This window comes from Actinopolymorpha pittospori, from assembly GCF_014873875.1.
Lineage (GTDB): Bacteria > Actinomycetota > Actinomycetes > Propionibacteriales > Actinopolymorphaceae > Actinopolymorpha > Actinopolymorpha pittospori.
The window spans coordinates 2,964,396-2,981,130 of sequence record NZ_JADBEM010000001.1; the positions used below are offsets into that span (position 1 = coordinate 2,964,396).

Sequence of the window (16,735 nt, forward strand, 5' to 3'; positions counted from 1 at the left end):
AGGATTCAGCCGGTTCCCGGGTGCGTGGCGACGCCGTCACCTACATTCGAGACTGTTCGCCGGCCTGCGCCCGCGCGTTTTCGTCGGACCGGGCCGCCAGCATTTCGGGGGTGTACCCATGCGGGCACGGATCTTGGTCGGCGGGTTGGCCATCGCACTTGTCGCGGCCGCGGGATGCAGTTCCAGCGAGCCACAACCGAAGCGTACGGCGAAGTCGCCGGAGGCCTCGTCGACGCCGGCGGCCGTCCGGATCGGCGCGAAGACGAAGGTCGCCGGGTTGACGGCGAACTACCACGGAACCAAGAACGTCTCCGGCGCCCGGACCGCCCGGGTGGAGCTGGAGGACTTCTATTTCACTCCCACGGTCCTGCGCGGTCGGCCAGGGCAGCGGATGACTTTGATCGTGGAGAACGAAAGTCAGACTCCGCACACCTTCACCACGTCGGACGAACAGTTGGACGTGCAGCTTCAACCCGGCGGAATCGCGCGGCTGGCCATCAGGTTTCCCAGGAGCGGAAACATGTCGTTCTTCTCGACCGGGCACGAGCGGCAGGGCATGGCCGGCGGCCTGACCGTCTCCGGGCCGATCGCCAAGAAGGCGCCGACGCCGAGGGCGACCAGCCGGTGACGTGCCGGTGACGCGCTGGCCGTTCGCCGGTGTCAGGGTCGGGCGGCGCTGACCGGTCTGCCCTGTTCGGAGGCCCACGCGGCGATCTGGGCGCGGGAGGTGAAGCCCAGCTTCACCAGGATGTTCTCGACATGGCTCTCGGCGGTGCGCTGGGCGATCACCAGCCGCCGGGCGATCTCCTTGTTGCTGCGACCCTCGGCCACGAGTTCGGCGATCTCCCGTTCCCGGCGGGTCAACGGCGAGGAGTCCGCGTCCCTGACCGCCGGGGAGCGGCTCCGCTCGTCCCGCAGCGCGAGGGCGAGGGTCTGCTCGAGGTTGAGGGCCGAGCCGTCGCCGAGTGCGGCCTGGTACGCGTGCTCGCCCATCGCGCCACGTACCTGGTCGACGAGGTCGTCCTTGTAGGCGGTGAGATGGGTGTAGTCCCCGGGCGCCAGGCCGAGCGAACGGCCGAGCGAGAGTTGCGCGCCGAGCAGGTGCGCGGCACGCACGTGGTCGTGTTCGGTCGCGGCGGCGAGCGCGAGCACCTCGAGGTTCAGTGCGATGCCGAGCCTGTCACCGAGCCCCTGGTTGATGCGCAGGCTCTCCAGCTCCCACTCGGTCGCCTGGTCGGTGTCACCCTGTCGCCAGCGTTGGATGCCGAGCGCCAGCAGCGCGTAGGACCGGTGCCAGACGTCCCCGCTCCTTTCGCACACCGCGAGCGCCTCCTCCGCCGCTGCCACGGCCGGGCCGTCGTCGTGCAGCGCCGAGTGGGTGAGGGACAGCCGGATCAGCGCCGCCGCGACGCCGTGCTGGTCGTTCAGCTCGCGCAGCCGGTCCAGGGCCTCCTCGTAGTGGGCGAGCCCGGTGGTCGCGTCGCCGGTCGAGGTCTCGATCAGGCCCGACAACAGGGCGACGTACCCGAGTAGGGACGGCGCGTCGAGCCGCTCGCCGAGCGACCGTGTCTCGGCGAGCAGGGAGGCGGCCGGTTCGAAGTCGGCCTGGATGGTGGCCAGCCACGCGGCCACCCACAGCGCCTGCGCACGGCTGAGCGTGGCGGCCGGCTCCATCGCGAGCATCCGGCCGAGCCACTGCCGTCCCTCGTTGACCGAGGCGGTGTTGATCCAGTGGTAGAGCAGGCCGGTCGCGAGCCGCAGCCCGGCCGCACCGTCGAGCCGCTCGGTGCTGGCGAAGTCGAGCGCGGCGCGCAGGTCGGCCTGGTCGAGTTCGAGTCCGTGCAGCCACTCGACCTGGTGGGAGCCGAACGCCACCCGGGCTGTACGGGAGACCAGGTCCACGTAGTAGTCGGCGTGCCGGCCTCGCAGCCGCGACGCCTCGTCCCGCTCCGCCAGCCGGCGCAGGCCGTACTGTCGGATCAGGCCGAGCTGGCGGTACCTCGCGATGCCGTGGTGTTCCTCGCGGTGGAGCACTGACTTGTCGAGCAGGCCGGTGACGAGGTCCATGACGTCCTCGGCCGCGATGCCGTCCCCGGAGCAGACCGCCTCCGCCGCCGCCAGGTCGAAGCTGCCCGCGAAGACCGCGCTGCGGGCCCAGAGCACCCGTTCCGCCGGGGAGCACAGGTCGAAGCTCCAGTCCAGCAACGCCGCGAGCGTGCGGTGCCGGGGCGCCGCGGTGTCGGGACCGGTCGTGAGGAGGCGGTCCCAGTCGTCGAGCCGGGCCAGGATCTGGGCCGGGGTCAGCGTGCGCAGTCGGGCGGCGGCGAGCTCGATACCGAGCGGTAGACCGTCCAGGCGGCGGCAGATCTCGACGACCGCGTCCCGGTTCTCGTCGTTCAGGGTGAAGTCGTGTTGGACGGCGGTCGCACGTTCGGCGAACAGCACGACCGACTCGAAGCGCGCCAGCAGGTGCGGCTGGGATCCGACCGTACCGGCGGCGGCGCCCGGTACGGGAAGGGGGGAGACCGACAGCGTGTGCTCCGTGGCGACGTTCAGCCGCTGCCGGCTGGTGGCCAGGACGTGGAGGCCGGGCGCCTCCCTGAGCAGCCGCTCGGCGAGGGCTCCGACCTCGGGCGCGAGGTGCTCGCAGTTGTCCAGGACCAACAGAAGTTGGCGGTCGCGGAGATGGTCCGCGAGTCTGCTCTCCGGATCGGTCGACGCGTGGTCCGCGACCCCGAACGTGTCGAGGATGGTCTCGGTGAGTCGCCGCGGATCGGGAAGCGTCGCCAGGTCGACCAGCCAGACCCCGTCGCGGAACGCGCGGTGAACGCCGGCGGAAGCGCGGAGCGCGAGCCGCGACTTGCCGACTCCGCCGAACCCGGTGAGAGTGACCATCCGGGTGCCGGCGACCAGTCGCTTGACGTCGGCGACCTCCCGGCGCCGGCCGACAAAACTCGTGGCCTCCACGGGCAGGTTTCCCGCTCGTGGACTCGCGGCGTTCGGCACGACCCTTGACATGACTACGAAGGCGTCGGGCGCGCCGAGGGTGGCGGCCGACGACAACTGTCATCGTAGCCGGGGCATGGGCCGACGCTCGCGACGCACGAGGCCGCACGGTGGTTCCGGTCGGAGCCCGAAATTCCTGTGACGCAACGAACGGTTGTCAACGCCCTACGTGTGTCGACATGTCGTGACGTCGGGTTTGTCGCCCCGTCTGGCTGACTTTGGACATCATGAATTCTGCGTGACGTCGAAAGGTCTCAAGGAAGCGCCAAGGTGAGGTTGCGCGTTGTGTGTCGCCGCTGGTACCAATGCTTCTGATCTTGCGACGCGGGACGAAACGAGGCATCCATGACCGAGCATGCCCCAGACACCAATGGCACAAGCGATTACGAGCGGGTCGGTGGTAACGCTGCCGTGAGCGCGGTCGTCACGCGTTTCTACGAACTCGTCCTCGACGACCCGCAGCTCGCGCCGTTCTTCGAGTCGGTCGACATGCCGCGGCTCAAGCGTCACCAGGCCCTGCTGATCTCCCAGGTGCTCGGCGGTCCGGCCGAATACGACGGCCGTGAGCTGCGTGAGGCGCACGCCGGCATGCGGATCACCCCGACCCACTTCGAGGCGGTCGTGAAGCACCTGGTCGCCGCGCTGGAGGAGGCGGGTGTCGAGCAGGACGTCATCGTGCGCGTCGGTGTGGCACTTGGTGCCACCCAGGAGGACATCGTCACCGACTCCACGGGTTGAGGGCGGCTGACGTCGAATGGACACCGCCGCGCTCCAGAAGAGCTGGCAGCTGGTCGCCCAGTCCGGTGACGAGGTGCCGCTGTACTTCTACTCCCATCTGTTCCTGTCCCATCCCGAGCTGCGCGAGATGTTCCCCATCTCGATGGCGGCCCAACGCGACAAACTGGTCGGTGCCCTGGGCCGGATCGTCAGCAATGTCGACCGCCTCGACGAGGTGACGCCGTTCATCCAGCAACTCGGCCGCGAGCACCGTCGCTTCTCCGTGGTCGCGGAGCACTACGGTGCGGTCGGTGCGTCGCTGCTCGCCACCCTGCAGCACTTCCTCGGGCCGGACTGGACGCCGCAGATCGCCGCCGACTGGGCCGCGGCGTACGGCCTGATCGCCAAGGTCATGGTGCAGTCGGCCGAGGAGGCCGCGGAGACCAGCCCGGCCTGGTGGACGGCCGACGTGACCGCGGTCGAACGCCGGACCCTCGACGTCACCGTCCTCCGCATCCAGCCTCGGCAGCGCTACGCCTACCGGCCCGGTCAGTCCTTCGCCATGGAGGTGCCACAACGGCCGCGGCTGTGGCGCTACTTCAGCCCGGCCAACGCACCGCGCGAGGACGGCTCGATCGAACTGCACGTGCAGTTGGTCGACGGCGGCCAGGTCAGCGGCGCGATCGTACGCGCGACCCGGCCCGGCGACGCCGTACGGCTCGGCGCGCCGATCGGCACCGAGCTGACGCTGCCCGAGGGTGCGCGGCAGGACATCCTCATGGTGGCGGGCGCCACCGGGCTCGCGCCGCTCCGCGCGGTCCTCGAGCAGATCGATCGGACCTGGCAGGCCACCGGCAGCGCGCCCAAGGTCCATCTGTTCCACGGTGTCCGGCTGCCGTGGAGCCTCTACGAACGCGAGCTTCTGACCCAGCTGGGCAGACGGCCGTGGTTCACCTACACCGAGGTGGTCTCCGACGACGCGTCCTTCCCGGGAGTCCGTGGCCTGGTCGGTTCGGTCGCGGCGAGAAGCCAGTCGTGGCGGGGGTGGTCGGCGATGGTGTGCGGTTCGCCGCCGATGGTCGCCCACACCACGGCCGAGTTGGTAGCAGCGGGGATGCCCCGTGAAGACATCCGCTCCGAGCGGTTCGGGGCGATCGGGGACGTCAACCATCCACAGCACGACGCCAGGTCAGGTGATGGCCAGTGATCGAGATGCCCCGCGAGCGCGGCGCTCAGCGCCGTACCCCGCAAGCGATCCGCGCCGCGACGTTCTCGCAGCGCAGACGAGGATGGGACGAGGACGAGGTCCGGGAGTTCCTGTCCGCGATGGCCGACCAGATCCAGGAGGCCGACGCGGAGCGGGCGAGCCTGCGTGCCGAGGCCGAACGGCTGCGGTCCGACGCCGAGCGGCTGCGGTCCGAGCAGCGTGATCGGCAGAACGGACCAACCGAGATCAACGACCGTGCCGTGGCGCTGTTCAGCCAGGCCCAACAGGTCGCCGACCGGCTGGTCGAGGAGGCGGTCCAGCACGCCCGCGACCTGATGACGGCGGCCCGCACGCAGCAGCGCGAGATCCTGCAGCGGGCGCACGAGGCGGCCGAGACGGCGGCGCGTGAGGTGGGGGGCCACGCGTCCAGGTCCGAGCCGGGCGCACGTGGTGCGGCAGGCACGGCGGGGGACAGGTTGGGTGGCTACAGCACGCCGGTGCCGGAGATCGAGTACGTCCGAACGTTCGCCCACGTCGCCCAGGTGCAGTTGCGGTCGGTGCTGGACGCGCTGACCGAGCAGGTCGACAGGCTGGGCCAGGTCCCGCACTTCCCCGAGGAACCGGATCTCCCTCCCGACACGGAGGTGTCGTGGCAGCTGGAGGCCGGGCCGCACACGCAGTCCTCGGAGTACCGCTGAGGTCCTGCGGCACACCACCCACCCGGACGAGAGCGCAACCGGACGACACAGCACCCGGACGGCACCGCACCCGGACGAGATGACCCGCGCTGTCGCGGCGCGCGACCCACCGACGCGCCGCGACGCGCCCAGGCTCGCGATCTCCCGGCCGGCCGGCGCGGGATGTGGCCCGCTCCGACAGGTCCGTCACTCTCCGCGCTGCCTCCGACCGATCGAGTGACGAGAGCTGTAGGGTCCCGGCATGACCTCCACGGACAGCCGGCGGTATCCCCCGACCAGCGAGCGTGTGACCGCGGACGCATACCAAGCCCGCGAGGGCGACTATCTGATCTATCTCTTCCATCTCGCGACGTACGACTTCGCGATCCCCTACACCGCCGACCGGCGGGTGCTCGACTTCGGTTGCGGCACCGGCTACGGCGCGCACCGCATCAGCCCGGAGTGCGGCTCCATCACCGGCGTCGACGTCTCCGCGTCCGCCATCGACTTCGCCCGCGACCACTACCAGGCCGCACGGCTGGACTTCCGGCACATCGCGCCGGTCGAGCAGGAGCCGCTGCCGTTCGCCGACGCGTCGTTCGACGTCGTCCTGTCCTTCCAGGTCATCGAGCACGTGCCAGACGCCGATCGCTACCTCGCCGAGGCGGTCCGGGTGCTCGCCCCGGGCGGTGTGCTCGTGGTCGCCACACCAGACCGCACGACCCGGCTGCTGCGCGGCCAGCGCCCGTGGAACCGCTATCACCTGGTCGAATACTCCCCGGCCGCGCTCAACACACTGCTCGGCCGCCACTTCCGCGAGGTCGAGCTCAGTGGCATGGGCGCCGATCCCGCCATCCTCGGACGCGAGCTACGCCGCAGCCGGCGGGTCAGGTGGATGATGCTGCCGTTCACCTTCCCGGGGGCACCCGAGGCATGGCGACAGGCCGGCCTTGCCGCCACGAAGGCGGTGCAGGCGCGGCTGAGCCGACCCGCGGCCGGGAAACACTCCGCTGGGACGGGCGTCGAGGGCGCCGCCGGCGGTGCGGGCGTCGAGCCTGGTCCGTCCAGCACCTCCGGTGCCGCCGCGTCCTTCGGCTACGACGAGACCGCGATCAGGATCGCCGCCGACATCCACCCGAGCGCCAACATCGTCGCGGTCGCGCGCAAGGCCTGAGCACAGCTGCTCGTACCTGCCTCCGGTCGGAGCTGTCGAAGGCCTCCGACATGTCCGGGCGCATGCCTCTGTCTGCTCAGCAGTGACTCGGCTGGCGTGAGAGACAGGATCGTCACACACGACGGGGGGGCGAGCTTGGCATGGCGAAGTCAACACCGACGCAGCAGGTCGTCAACGGCATCAAGCCGGGCGCGTTGTTCCAGCCGATCGACGCGATCGAGCAGGGTCCGGACGTTTCGAGGTTCAACTTCCGGGTCGAGAACTCCTGGGTGAACGGCGCCCACAACCGGGCGACCGTGAACGAGTACCACGGCGCCAAGACGACACATCGACGGGACAAGACGTACTTCGTGTACGACATGGACGAGCCTCCCGTCCTGCTGGGCGAGGACCGTGGCGCCGGCCCGGTGGACTACCTGCTGGTCGGGCTCGCTGGTTGTGTGACCACGACGCTGGTCTACCTGGCATCGGCGAGAGGCGTCAGCCTGTCCAGGGTCGACGCCGAACTCGACGGCGACATCGACCTTCGCGGGATGCTGGGGATCTCGGAGGATGTCCGGCCGGGCTACCAGGTCATCAGGATGAAGCTGATGGTCGAGGGCGACGCCCCGCGGGAGGAGTTGGCAGAGCTGGTGCGGCTCGCCACGCGACGCTCACCGGTGGCCGACACCATCTCTCACGGTACGAGCCTGCAGGTCAGCCTCGGCTGATCGGGCGCGCCGCCTCGCGGCGAGTAACGCCGGGACTGACCGCTCCTTGCCCGGGTCGACCCGGAGCGACGGTCCCGCCGGCGTGAGCGGGACCCGTCGCCGTACCTGACCGAAACCGCCCGCTGTCGTTGACCGCGGCGTCCGGCGCGGGTGTGATCGTCCCAGTCGGACCGTCTCAGTGGGGCTCTCTCCGTCGGATCGTCCAGTCGGACCGTCCGAGTGACGGCCGTCGAGACGACTCGTCAGGAGGCGACCATGGGATGGACAGGCCAGCGGTTCGAGCAGAGCGGTCCGTTGCGTCGTCGGTCGGCGCTGGGGTTGGGCGTCGCCGCGGCGTCCGCGGCGCTCCTGCCGGCCGGTCCGCCCGCGGCCGCGCAGGCGCCCAGAGGCTCCTCGAACGAACCGGACACGACCACGGCCTGCTCGCTACCCAGCCGGCGTTGGAACGTCCGGGCCAGCGTCGACCGGGCACGCACCGAGCGCTTCGCGTCGTACGGCAACAGTGGGGTGGGGTGGACCGGCGGCGACAGCACCTACTCCGTGCCGCTCGCCGGCGGGCGCACGCTCTGGATGTTCTCCGACACCTTCTGGGGACCGGTCGACGCCGATCTCGGCCGCCCCACCACGGTGCCGTTCCTCAACAACTCCTTCGTCGTGGAGCGCGGTGACCGACTGCGCACCGTGGCCGGCGGCACGCCGCAGGCGCCCGACTCGCTGGTCCCGCCGGACGAGCCCGGCACCTGGAACTGGCTCGGCGCGGGCGTCCGGACCGACCGGTCGCTCGACGTCGTGTTCCTCGAGTTCGGACGCACGGGTCCTGGTGCCCTCGACTTCGCCTGGCGGGAGAACAAGCTCGGCCGGTTCGATCCCGCGACGCTGCGGCTGCGCGAGGTCGTGCCGCTGCCGTCCGGAGCCGGCGTCCAGTGGGCGTCCTGGATCATGCGGGAGGGCCGCCACACCTACGTGTACGGAGTCGAGGACGGTGGCCTCACGAAGTACATGCACCTCGCACGGGTTCGTGGCACCGACCTCACCGCCCGACCCTGGGAGTACTGGACGGGCGGTGGTTGGTCGGACGCCGAGGCCGAGTCGGCCCGCATCATGTCCGGCGTCGCCAACGAGTACAGCGTCTCCCGCTGGCGGGACGGCTACCTGCTGGTCACCCAGGACACGACCGAGGTGTTCAGCCCGAACATCGTGGCCTACGTGGGCTGCTCGCTCACCGGGCCGTTCACGCGCGCCGCGACGTTGTACTCCACGCCGGAGACCGGTGCCGGCGGGTCGTACGCCAACCCCAACATCTTCACCTACAACGCGCACGAACACCCCGACCTGCGTCGCGGGTCCCGCCTTCTGGTTACCTACAACGTCAACAGTCTCGATCCGAACGCCGACCTGTACGGCGACGTGACGATCTACCGCCCGCGCTTCGTGGAGATCACCCTCACGCCCGCGGGCCGCGGGGACTGAGGATGGGCGGGGCCGAGGGTCACGGGGACCGAGGCCGAGGAACCACGAGGCAGCGAGGGTAGATGAGCACGACATACGATCAGCCGGTCTCGCCGGCGATGGTCGCCGATGCCGTCCGCGGCCACGTGGGCGGCTCGGTGGACGCCGTACGCCAGGTCGACGGCTTCGTCGGCAACCAGGACTTCCTCGTCGCGACCCCACACGGCGACTTCGTCCTCAAGGCGATGGGTGCCCACTCGGTGGTCGCGGAGTCATGGGCGTGCGGGCGGGCCCGGGAGGCCGGCGTACCCGCTCCGGAGATCGTGGCGGTCGACCTCGACACGGCGATCCTGCCGCTGCCGTACCTCCTCATGCGGCGGGTGCCGGGCGGCCCGGTCGACGACACGCACGAGGCGATCGTCGAGGTGGGGCGCCGGTTGCGTGCGCTGCACGAGATCAGGGTGGAGGGCTTCGGCCTGCTCACCGGCGACCCGGAGGCGCTCGGTGGGCCCGCGCCGGTGGCGCCGCGTGGTCGGGAGTCGAGTTGGTCCGACGTCATCGCCCGGCCGCTGTCCGATCTGGACGACTTCGTGGCGAGGGACGTGCTGGACGCGGCCCTGGCCGAACGCGTGCGGTCGACGTTCGCTGTCAACACCAGCTTGCTCACGGGTCCGCGAAACGGCGTCCTCCTGCACGGCGACCTGCATCCGCGGCACGTCTTCGCGGCCGGTGACCAGCTGAGCGGCATCATCGACTGGGGTGACGCGACCGCCGGCGACCCGGCGTTCGAGTTCGGACGCTTCTCCCGGGTCGGCGACGCCTCACTCGACCTGCTGCTACGTGGCTACGAGCCGGACGACGCCGCACTGGTGCGGCACACGATGGTGCTCTACCGGGTCCTGTGGTCGTTGTACGCCATCGGCTGGGAGGTGCGGGCCGGCGGCGACTGGGTGGACGGTCACGTCGCCGCCGTACGCGAAGGCCTCGACGTGCTGGGCGGCTAGGCCGCGTCCTTGGGGTCTGCTTCCCGGCTGGCGCCGGTGCCCCCAGCTCAGCTGCGCACGTCCGCGTTCAGCTCGACGACCTTGTCCCTGGCGATCTTCGCCTGGGTCGGGGAGAAGGTCGGGTCGAGCTCCAGCGCGGAGACGAGGGTTTGGCGCGCGGTCTCGGTGTCGCCGAGCGCGAGCTCGATCATGCCGCGGTGATAGAGGAACGACGCGTCGCGGTACCCGGTCCCGGCAGCCCGCTCCGCGAATGTCAAGGCCTCCTTGTCACGACCGACGGCGTGCAGCGACCAGGCGACCGCGTCGGCGACCTGGATGTTGTGCCGCTTCTTCCACTCCGCTTCGGAGAGCCGCAGCGCCAACCCCGGGTTGCCGTGGTCGGCGGCGTACTGAGCGATCTCCAGGGTGACCCGGACGCCGTTCTGGGCGGCGATATCCGCCCACATGTCGACGACCCTGTACTGCGCGGCAGCGCGGGTGGGTTGGCCGAGGGAGGTGTAGAGGTCACCGAGCTCGATGAGGTAGCGAGGCTCCGGGAACTTCAGCGTGACCGTGAGGTACCGGCGCACCGCCTCCCACGCGTGTCCTTGTGCGTAGAGGGTCCGAGCCGAACCGGCCAGTGCGGGCACGTACGTGGGATCGGCCTTGAGTGCGGCCGCGAACTGTGCCGCCGCCTCCTTGTAGTCGCCCTGGCTGCGGGCGAGCTCGCCCAGCCGGGTGGTGATGAACGCCCGCTCGGTGGGCTTCTTGGCCAGGCTGGTTCCGCTCCGGAGCAGGTCGCGCGCCCGGTCGACGTCCCCGCGAAGTTCGGACTGGGTGGCGAGTCGGGCGATGGTCTCGACGCTGGGTGCGGCCGCGTGCGCCTTCTCCGCGGTGGCGAGTGCCTCGTCGAGGCGTCCGACCGCGGTCAGCGCGTCCACCTGGACCCCGTTCGCCCGCGCGTCCAGGTCGTTGAGGGCGAGCGCCCGCTCGGCCCAGCCCACGGCGCTGGGGAAGTTGTTGCGGGCGAGCGCGAGTTCCCCGCGGCCGGCGAACCCGAGTTCGTTGTAGTCGGGCTCGAGGTTCAGCGATTTCGTCAGCGCCTTGTCGGCCTTGGAGAAGTAGGAGTGGTCCACATTGGCGAGTGCTTGGTCGACGTAGGCGATGCCGAGCGCCGCCCACGCCTGGGAGTCTCCCGGGTCCTCCCGCACGTGCGCCTCGAGTTCGGCGATGCCGGCGTTCGGTGGGGCGCTGCTGACGGGAATTCGTCCGGTATGCCGTGGCTCGGGCCGGACAGGACCGTCCCGGCCGGGCCAGAAAACGAACGCCAAAGTGACGGCGATGGCGACGATAAATGTGCCCGTCGCGGCGACGACGCGGAATCGCATGGCGTTATCCCCTCGCTGACCTGGGCAGCACCCGGATGTCCCGAGAGGTGCCGTAACACCAGGTGGGCTTGTCGGTACTGACCCGTCTACCCGGGAAAGAGAGGCTGCTCGGCGCGGGTCGGCAATGTCGAGAATCCCTGCGCGGAGGAAATGGAACCGGACGTTCAGTAGGTATTTCAAGCGGTGATTGGCGCTATTCGGACCGAAGGTGGTAACGGTCCATTTCTCTTTCTTTCAACGGATCGACTTGTCACAGGTCGACCCGCATGGTGGCACATCGAACCGATCGCGTGGAATGCCGAGGAAGTGCCTTCGGGAACTACCTCGGTGACCGCCCGTGGAAAGGGAACAGGGAGTCGAAGTCGACACCCAACTCGGCGTCGATGCGGTCGAGGTCGAGGATGGGCCGACCGTCCTTGTCGCACACGGGGGGCCGGCCCGCGGGCCGCGGGCCGGCGGCCCGGTCGTCGGACCCGCCGGTGTCGCCGAGTCGCAGGTCGAGTTCGAGCACCTGGCCCTCCGCCCAGCGGAGCCGGCCCGCGTCCAGGGTGGGAACGCCCAACACGGCGCGGGTGAGACCGTCCTTGTGGTTTCCGGCCCAGGCGAGCACCAGGAGCTCGCCCGGTGGGAGTTCGGGCATACCGGCGAGGATTCCCTGGCGGGGCGCGTCGCCCGGCGTGAGCCGGCCCTTCAGGGCGTCGTCGTCGGCGAGCCGGAAGCCGGCGTAGGGGTCGGCCGCGCCCTCGGAGTATTTGTACGGGTAGATGACGCGGCCCGCGCACTCGATGGTGAAGGCCGTACCGATGCGGTCGCTCGGCCGATGGACCTCCGCACCTGACAGGCGGGACTCGATGACTCGGCCCAGCGCCTCGCAGAGGATGTGGTAGCGCAGTTGTCCGTATGCCGTGGCGTTGAGGTAGGCGGTGGAGTCGAAGAGCCGGGCCGCCTCGGCATGGGCGAAGTGCAGGCAGGGGACGGCGTAGGTGGTGAGGACGAAGGCGGCACGCTGGCCAACCCAGCGTGCCAGCCAGTCGTCGTCGGACTCGAACGTGTCCGCGCTGGTGAGCACGACTACCCCCTTTTTGTCGGACCGCGCACGGGACCCTGATCCTCTCATCGCGCGCCGACGTCCCGGCCACCGACGAGGGTCAGTGGCCGCCGCTCGCGGCCTCGGCGCGGGTTCCCAACGTCAGGGCCGCACCGACCAGGGCGATCGCGGCGGCCACGACGAGGGCCACGTCGACGCCGTGCGACACGTTGCCGCGCGAGCCGGCCGCTGTCGTCACGACGGCCACCGTGATCGCGACCCCGAGCGAGGAGCCGATGTAGCGCGCCGTGTTGTTCGCGCCCGACCCCATGCTGGCCCGGCCGTGGGGGACCGACTCGATGGCGAGCCGGGCGAGAGCGGAGTTCAGGAGTCCGCTGCCGGCACCGGCGATGACCAGCGCGATGACGTCGCGGGTGTCCGACCAGTGCCCGGCCGAGCCGAGGAGCAGCAGCGACCCCGCCGCGGCGAGCCCCAACCCGAGGATCAACTGGTTTCGGGGTGCCAGGCGGAGCCGACGCGACTGCAGCGCCGCGAGGAACGCCGTCCCCGACCACAGGGCGAACCAGCCCGCGGTGACCAGCGGCGTCCAGCCGAGCGTGCGCTGCCAGGCTGCCGGCAGGTAGCTCATCACTCCGATGACCGCGAGTCCGGTGACCAGCGCGCCGCCGAGGGAGAGCAGGAACGCCGGCCGGGAGAACAGCCCGAGGTCGAGCATCGGCTCCCGGACCCGTGCTTCGACCAGGACGAACGATGCGAGCAGGACGACGGCGGCGCCGAACAGTACGAGGACCAGCGGTTGGGTCCAGCCCTGTCGCCCACTCGTCACGGCCGCCAGCAGGGCGGCGAGTCCCGGGCCGAGCGTCAGAACGCCGGCGAGGTCCGCGCGGCGGCGTACGACGGCGCGGGACTCGGCCAGGGTCAGCGCCCCGAGGACGGCGAGCACGGCGAAGGCGGCGGCGTACGCCCAGTAGGTGGCGCGCCAGTCGAGGGACTGGGTGAGAACACCGGCCAGCAATGGGCCGAGCGCGATGCCCGCTCCGAGCATCGCGCCCCAGAGCGCGCTCGCGCGGGCGCGGGCGGGTCCGGGAGGGAACTCGTGTCCGATGATGCCGAGGGTGGCGACGATGATCGCCGCGGTGGCTCCGCCCTGGACCACCCGGGCGATCACGAAGATCAGCGTCGTACTCGCGGTCGCGCATGCCACGCCGGCGACCACCGAGAGCAGGGCACCGGCGACGAACATCCGGCGTCGGCCGTGGTTGTCGGCGAGACTCCCGGCGACCAGGAGCAACGCGGCCAGGCCGAGGGCGATGCCGTTGAGGATCCAGGTCTGCCCCGTCACCCCCGCGTGCAGGCCGGCGGCCGTCTGCGGGAGCACGGTCATGGGCGCGGTGTAGTTCATCAACGCGACGAGTGTCGCGAGGCAGGTCGTGAGCAGGGTGAGGCCGGCCCGGCTGGGCGTCGGCGTGGCTGCGGGGCCGTCCGTACGGCGCTCCGTGACGCCGGAAAGCGGGGATGTCGCCCCGACGTCGCCGGCGGGGGCCGGAATGGTGGATCTGTCCGGTTCGCGGGACCCGGGCGGCATACCTTCTCCAGTGAGTTCGTTGAATGAACTTACCCAACCTGGGACACGGTAGCATCTGTGAGTTCATTCAACGAACTGAAGCTGCGGTATCGTCCTTGTATGGCGCTCGGTAAGGACTACGACGGTCAGGACTGCTCCCTTGCGCGCGCGCTCGAACTCGTCGGTGAGCGGTGGACGCTGCTCGTGCTCCGCGACGCGTTCTACGGCGTCCGTCGCTACAGCGACTTTCTCGAGCACCTCGGTGCGCCGCGCGCCGTGCTGGCCGAGCGTCTGCAAGCACTCGTTGACGCCGGGGTGCTGGACAAGGTGCGCTACCAGGACTCTCCGGCGAGGTATGAGTACGTCCTGACCGAGGCAGGGCAGGAGTTGTGGCCCGCGCTGAACGCCCTGGCCTGGTGGGGAAGCCGCCATCGACCGACGGGCGGAGCCCGCCGCGGCTACTACCACGTGACCTGCGGTAGTCGGATCGACGCGACCACCACCTGCCCGACCTGCGGGCACGCTGTGCCGGCCACGGAGGTGGAGGCTCGGGTCGGTTCGGGCACGCTCGACAATCGGATCAGCCGGGCGCTGCGCAAGCCCCATCGACTGCTCGAGCCGCTGGCCATCGAGTAGGCGCCGGCCTGCCCGCCACTCGTCGACCGTCGCCTTGACCGTCGCCGCCTCGCGCTCTCTCCTCAGCCGCGCTGGGTCGGCCGGCGTCTCCTCAGGACTCCTCCGCCACGACGACCGCCCTCCGCCCACTCAGGCGTTCGGCCCTGCTGTCACTGGCTTTCCGCGTCCCATACCCGCTCCACGGGCTCATCCAGCTGCCACCAGGTGGTGGTGTTGGGGGGGATGGTGTGGGGGTTGTGGGGGGTGGGGTGGGTGGTGAGGAGGGGTTGGGCGTGGGGGTGGGGGTTGGGGAGGGGGTGGTTGGTGGTGTTGGTGGTGCAGGCGAAGTGGGTTCCTCGGGTGAAGGTGAGGAGTCCGGGGTGGGTGGTGGGGGTCCAGGTGAGGGTGGTGGTGGTGAGGTCGGGGTGGTTGGTGCGGATGGTGAGGGCTTGTTGGTAGAGGTGGAGGGTGGAGGTGGTGGTGGCTTGTTGGGTTTCGACGGCGAGTTCGGTCCAGGTGGTGGGTTGGGGTAGCCAGGGTGGTGTGGTGGTGGTGGGTGGGGAGAAGCCGTGGTGGTGGGGGTTGTTGGCCCAGGGGAGGGGGACGCGGCAGCCGTCGCGGCCGCGGCGGGCGCCGTTGCTGCGGTGGTACATGGGGTCTTTGAGGACGGTGAGGGGGAGGTCGACGACTTCGGGGAGGCCGAGTTCTTCGCCTTGGTAGAGGTAGGTGGCGCCGGGGAGGGCGAGCATGAGGGCGGCGGCGGCGCGGGCGCGGGCCACGCCCAGGGTGGTGTCGCCGGGGGTGGCGCCGGGTTGGCCGCCGGCGTAGCGGGTGACGGCGCGGGGCATGTCGTGGTTGTTGAGGACCCAGGTGACTCCGCCGTTGGTGCCTGCGGTCGCTGTGAGTCCTTGGTCGATGGTGGCGTGCAGGGTGGTGGCGTCGAAGTCGGCGTGGAGGAAGGGGAAGTAGAAGGTTTGGTGGAGTTCGTCGTCGCGTTGGTAGTCGGCCACGGCGCTGGCATCCAGGAGGCCGACTTCGCCGATGAGGACGCGTTGGCGTCCGTCCAGGGCGGTGTAGGAGTCGGCCAGGGCGCGCCAGGTGCGCCAGACCTGGTGGACGGCGGGCTGGTTCCAGGCGTGGGGGTTTTGGGGGTGGCCGCTTAGTTCGTCGTCGGCGGCGTGGGGGTGGTCGGGCAGGCCGGGGGCTTTGTGCAGGCCGTGGGCGACGTCGATACGGAATCCGTCCACGCCCCGGTCGAACCAGAAGCCGAGGACTTTCTCGAAGTGGGGTCCCACCTCGGGGTGGTCCCAGTTGAAGTCGGGTTGTTCGGCGGCGAAGGTGTGCAGGTACCACTGGCCTGGGGTGCCGTCGGGTTCGGCGACCCGTGCCCAGGCGGGGCCTCCGAAGATGGACCGCCAGTTGTTCGGGGGCAGTTCCCCGCCCTGCCCGCGCCCGTCGGCGAAGTGGAACCGGGCCCGTTCAGGGCTGCCTGCTGGTGCGGCGAGTGCGTCCTGGAACCAGGGGTGGGAGATGGAGCAGTGGTTGGGGATCACATCGATGATCACCCGCAGCCCCAGGGCGTGGGCCTTGTCGACCAGCCGGTCGAAGCATTCCAGGTTCCCATACGCCGGGTCGACCGCGCAGTAGTCACTGACGTCATAGCCATGGTCATGACCGGGCGAGGGGTAGAACGGGTTCAACCACAACCCGTCCACACCCAACTCCGCCAGATACGGCAACTTCGCCATCACACCAGCAAGATCACCAACCCCGTCCCCATCAGAGTCATGGAAACTGCGCACATACACCTGATACACCACCCCACGACGCCACCACGCACCATCAGACCCAGCAACAACAGCCGGACGGGTGGTGGTCTCGGGGAGTTCGGGGCGCAGGCTGGGGACGCCTGTGGCAAGGGCTCGCGTCGCGTCGTCGATGGTGTCCCGGACAAGTGTGTCCAGCCCGTTCGCCGAGACGGGCGTGGAGTGCGGTCGCTCCGTCCAGAGGGCCGGTCGCATCCGGCTGAACTCTTCGGTCGCGCTGGTCTTGGGGGCCATTGCCTGCCTTGGGACTTAGGTCATCTCGTCAACGGGACCTTGCCCACACTGGCACCGGGCCGGCTGCCATGCATCCGTAGCCATACCGAAGCGGCTACGCAGGTTTGGGCGGCCAAGCGGCCCCAAAAGGCCTCGTC

Annotated in this window: 14 protein-coding genes; 9 read left to right on the plus strand and 5 right to left on the minus strand. The window is 70.2% G+C overall.

Annotated features, from left to right (window positions below; translation table 11 throughout):
* Window positions 1–118 precede the first annotated feature (118 nt).
* Window positions 119–628, plus strand: coding sequence for a cupredoxin domain-containing protein (locus tag HEB94_RS14100; RefSeq protein WP_192750307.1), 510 nt, complete (start codon window positions 119–121; stop codon window positions 626–628).
* Window positions 629–660: 32 nt separating this feature from the next.
* Here HEB94_RS14100 and HEB94_RS14105 read toward each other — a convergent pair whose 3' ends face one another.
* Window positions 661–3,018, minus strand: coding sequence for an ATP-binding protein (locus HEB94_RS14105; RefSeq protein ID WP_192750308.1), 2,358 nt, complete (start codon window positions 3,016–3,018; stop codon window positions 661–663).
* 333 nt (window positions 3,019–3,351) lie between these two features.
* Here HEB94_RS14105 and HEB94_RS14110 point away from each other — a divergent pair, with 333 nt between their 5' ends.
* The 7 genes from HEB94_RS14110 (at window position 3,352) to HEB94_RS14140 (ending at window position 9,944) form a co-directional block, all read left to right on the plus strand.
* Window positions 3,352–3,744: a group I truncated hemoglobin gene (locus tag HEB94_RS14110; protein ID WP_192750309.1), complete on the plus strand. Its 393-nt coding sequence runs from the start codon at window positions 3,352–3,354 to the stop codon at window positions 3,742–3,744.
* 16 nt (window positions 3,745–3,760) lie between these two features.
* The gene (locus HEB94_RS14115) at window positions 3,761–4,930 is read left to right on the plus strand and encodes a globin domain-containing protein (protein WP_192750310.1); all 1,170 of its coding nucleotides are present in this window, start codon (window positions 3,761–3,763) and stop codon (window positions 4,928–4,930) included.
* A 5-nt stretch (window positions 4,931–4,935) separates the two neighbouring features.
* Window positions 4,936–5,628 carry a DivIVA domain-containing protein gene (locus tag HEB94_RS14120; RefSeq protein WP_238362220.1) on the plus strand — a complete coding sequence of 231 codons (693 nt, stop codon included), beginning with the start codon at window positions 4,936–4,938 and terminating at the stop codon, window positions 5,626–5,628.
* 241 nt (window positions 5,629–5,869) lie between these two features.
* Window positions 5,870–6,781 (plus strand): class I SAM-dependent methyltransferase, encoded by a 912-nt coding sequence (locus HEB94_RS14125; protein ID WP_192750312.1) that lies wholly within the window; start codon window positions 5,870–5,872, stop codon window positions 6,779–6,781.
* Window positions 6,782–6,921: 140 nt separating this feature from the next.
* Window positions 6,922–7,491 carry an OsmC family protein gene (locus HEB94_RS14130; RefSeq protein ID WP_192750313.1) on the plus strand — a complete coding sequence of 190 codons (570 nt, stop codon included), beginning with the start codon at window positions 6,922–6,924 and terminating at the stop codon, window positions 7,489–7,491.
* Window positions 7,492–7,746: 255 nt separating this feature from the next.
* A complete protein-coding gene (locus HEB94_RS14135) occupies window positions 7,747–8,961 on the plus strand; it encodes a DUF4185 domain-containing protein (protein ID WP_192750314.1) in 1,215 nt (404 codons plus the stop codon).
* Between the two features lie 62 nt (window positions 8,962–9,023).
* Window positions 9,024–9,944 (plus strand): phosphotransferase family protein, encoded by a 921-nt coding sequence (locus HEB94_RS14140; RefSeq protein ID WP_192750315.1) that lies wholly within the window; start codon window positions 9,024–9,026, stop codon window positions 9,942–9,944.
* A 47-nt stretch (window positions 9,945–9,991) separates the two neighbouring features.
* On the opposite strand, the gene HEB94_RS14145 is transcribed toward HEB94_RS14140, so the two are convergent.
* The 3 genes from HEB94_RS14145 to HEB94_RS14155 all read right to left on the minus strand — a co-directional run bounded on the left by HEB94_RS14145 (window position 9,992) and on the right by HEB94_RS14155 (window position 13,944).
* Entirely contained in the window at window positions 9,992–11,311 is a 1,320-nt protein-coding gene (locus HEB94_RS14145; protein ID WP_192750316.1) for a tetratricopeptide repeat protein, read from the minus strand.
* 319 nt (window positions 11,312–11,630) lie between these two features.
* Entirely contained in the window at window positions 11,631–12,380 is a 750-nt protein-coding gene (locus HEB94_RS14150) for a hypothetical protein (protein WP_192750317.1), read from the minus strand.
* 79 nt (window positions 12,381–12,459) lie between these two features.
* Window positions 12,460–13,944 (minus strand): MFS transporter, encoded by a 1,485-nt coding sequence (locus HEB94_RS14155; protein ID WP_192750318.1) that lies wholly within the window; start codon window positions 13,942–13,944, stop codon window positions 12,460–12,462.
* Between the two features lie 99 nt (window positions 13,945–14,043).
* Here HEB94_RS14155 and HEB94_RS14160 point away from each other — a divergent pair, with 99 nt between their 5' ends.
* The gene (locus tag HEB94_RS14160) at window positions 14,044–14,559 is read left to right on the plus strand and encodes a winged helix-turn-helix transcriptional regulator (protein ID WP_192750319.1); all 516 of its coding nucleotides are present in this window, start codon (window positions 14,044–14,046) and stop codon (window positions 14,557–14,559) included.
* Between the two features lie 149 nt (window positions 14,560–14,708).
* Here the strand turns inward: HEB94_RS14160 and HEB94_RS14165 are convergent, their stop codons facing one another.
* Window positions 14,709–16,598, minus strand: a complete 1,890-nt coding sequence (locus tag HEB94_RS14165) for a glycoside hydrolase family 13 protein (RefSeq protein WP_238361523.1) — start codon at window positions 16,596–16,598, stop codon at window positions 14,709–14,711.
* Window positions 16,599–16,735 lie beyond the last annotated feature (137 nt).

Bases quoted from the DNA above. Each gene is read 5' to 3' on its own strand.
- HEB94_RS14115 (WP_192750310.1), top strand. From the start codon at position 3,761: ATGGACACCGCCGCGCTCCAGAAGAGCTGGCAGCTGGTCGCCCAGTCC.
- HEB94_RS14135 (WP_192750314.1), top strand. From the start codon at position 7,747: ATGGGATGGACAGGCCAGCGGTTCGAGCAGAGCGGTCCGTTGCGTCGT.
- HEB94_RS14100 (WP_192750307.1), top strand. From the start codon at position 119: ATGCGGGCACGGATCTTGGTCGGCGGGTTGGCCATCGCACTTGTCGCG.
- HEB94_RS14125 (WP_192750312.1), top strand. From the start codon at position 5,870: ATGACCTCCACGGACAGCCGGCGGTATCCCCCGACCAGCGAGCGTGTG.
- HEB94_RS14145 (WP_192750316.1), bottom strand. From the start codon at position 11,311: ATGCGATTCCGCGTCGTCGCCGCGACGGGCACATTTATCGTCGCCATC.
- HEB94_RS14120 (WP_238362220.1), top strand. From the start codon at position 4,936: ATGCCCCGCGAGCGCGGCGCTCAGCGCCGTACCCCGCAAGCGATCCGC.
- HEB94_RS14130 (WP_192750313.1), top strand. From the start codon at position 6,922: ATGGCGAAGTCAACACCGACGCAGCAGGTCGTCAACGGCATCAAGCCG.
- HEB94_RS14110 (WP_192750309.1), top strand. From the start codon at position 3,352: ATGACCGAGCATGCCCCAGACACCAATGGCACAAGCGATTACGAGCGG.
- HEB94_RS14155 (WP_192750318.1), bottom strand. From the start codon at position 13,944: ATGCCGCCCGGGTCCCGCGAACCGGACAGATCCACCATTCCGGCCCCC.
- HEB94_RS14105 (WP_192750308.1), bottom strand. From the start codon at position 3,018: ATGTCAAGGGTCGTGCCGAACGCCGCGAGTCCACGAGCGGGAAACCTG.
- HEB94_RS14160 (WP_192750319.1), top strand. From the start codon at position 14,044: ATGGCGCTCGGTAAGGACTACGACGGTCAGGACTGCTCCCTTGCGCGC.
- HEB94_RS14140 (WP_192750315.1), top strand. From the start codon at position 9,024: ATGAGCACGACATACGATCAGCCGGTCTCGCCGGCGATGGTCGCCGAT.
- HEB94_RS14165 (WP_238361523.1), bottom strand. From the start codon at position 16,598: ATGGCCCCCAAGACCAGCGCGACCGAAGAGTTCAGCCGGATGCGACCG.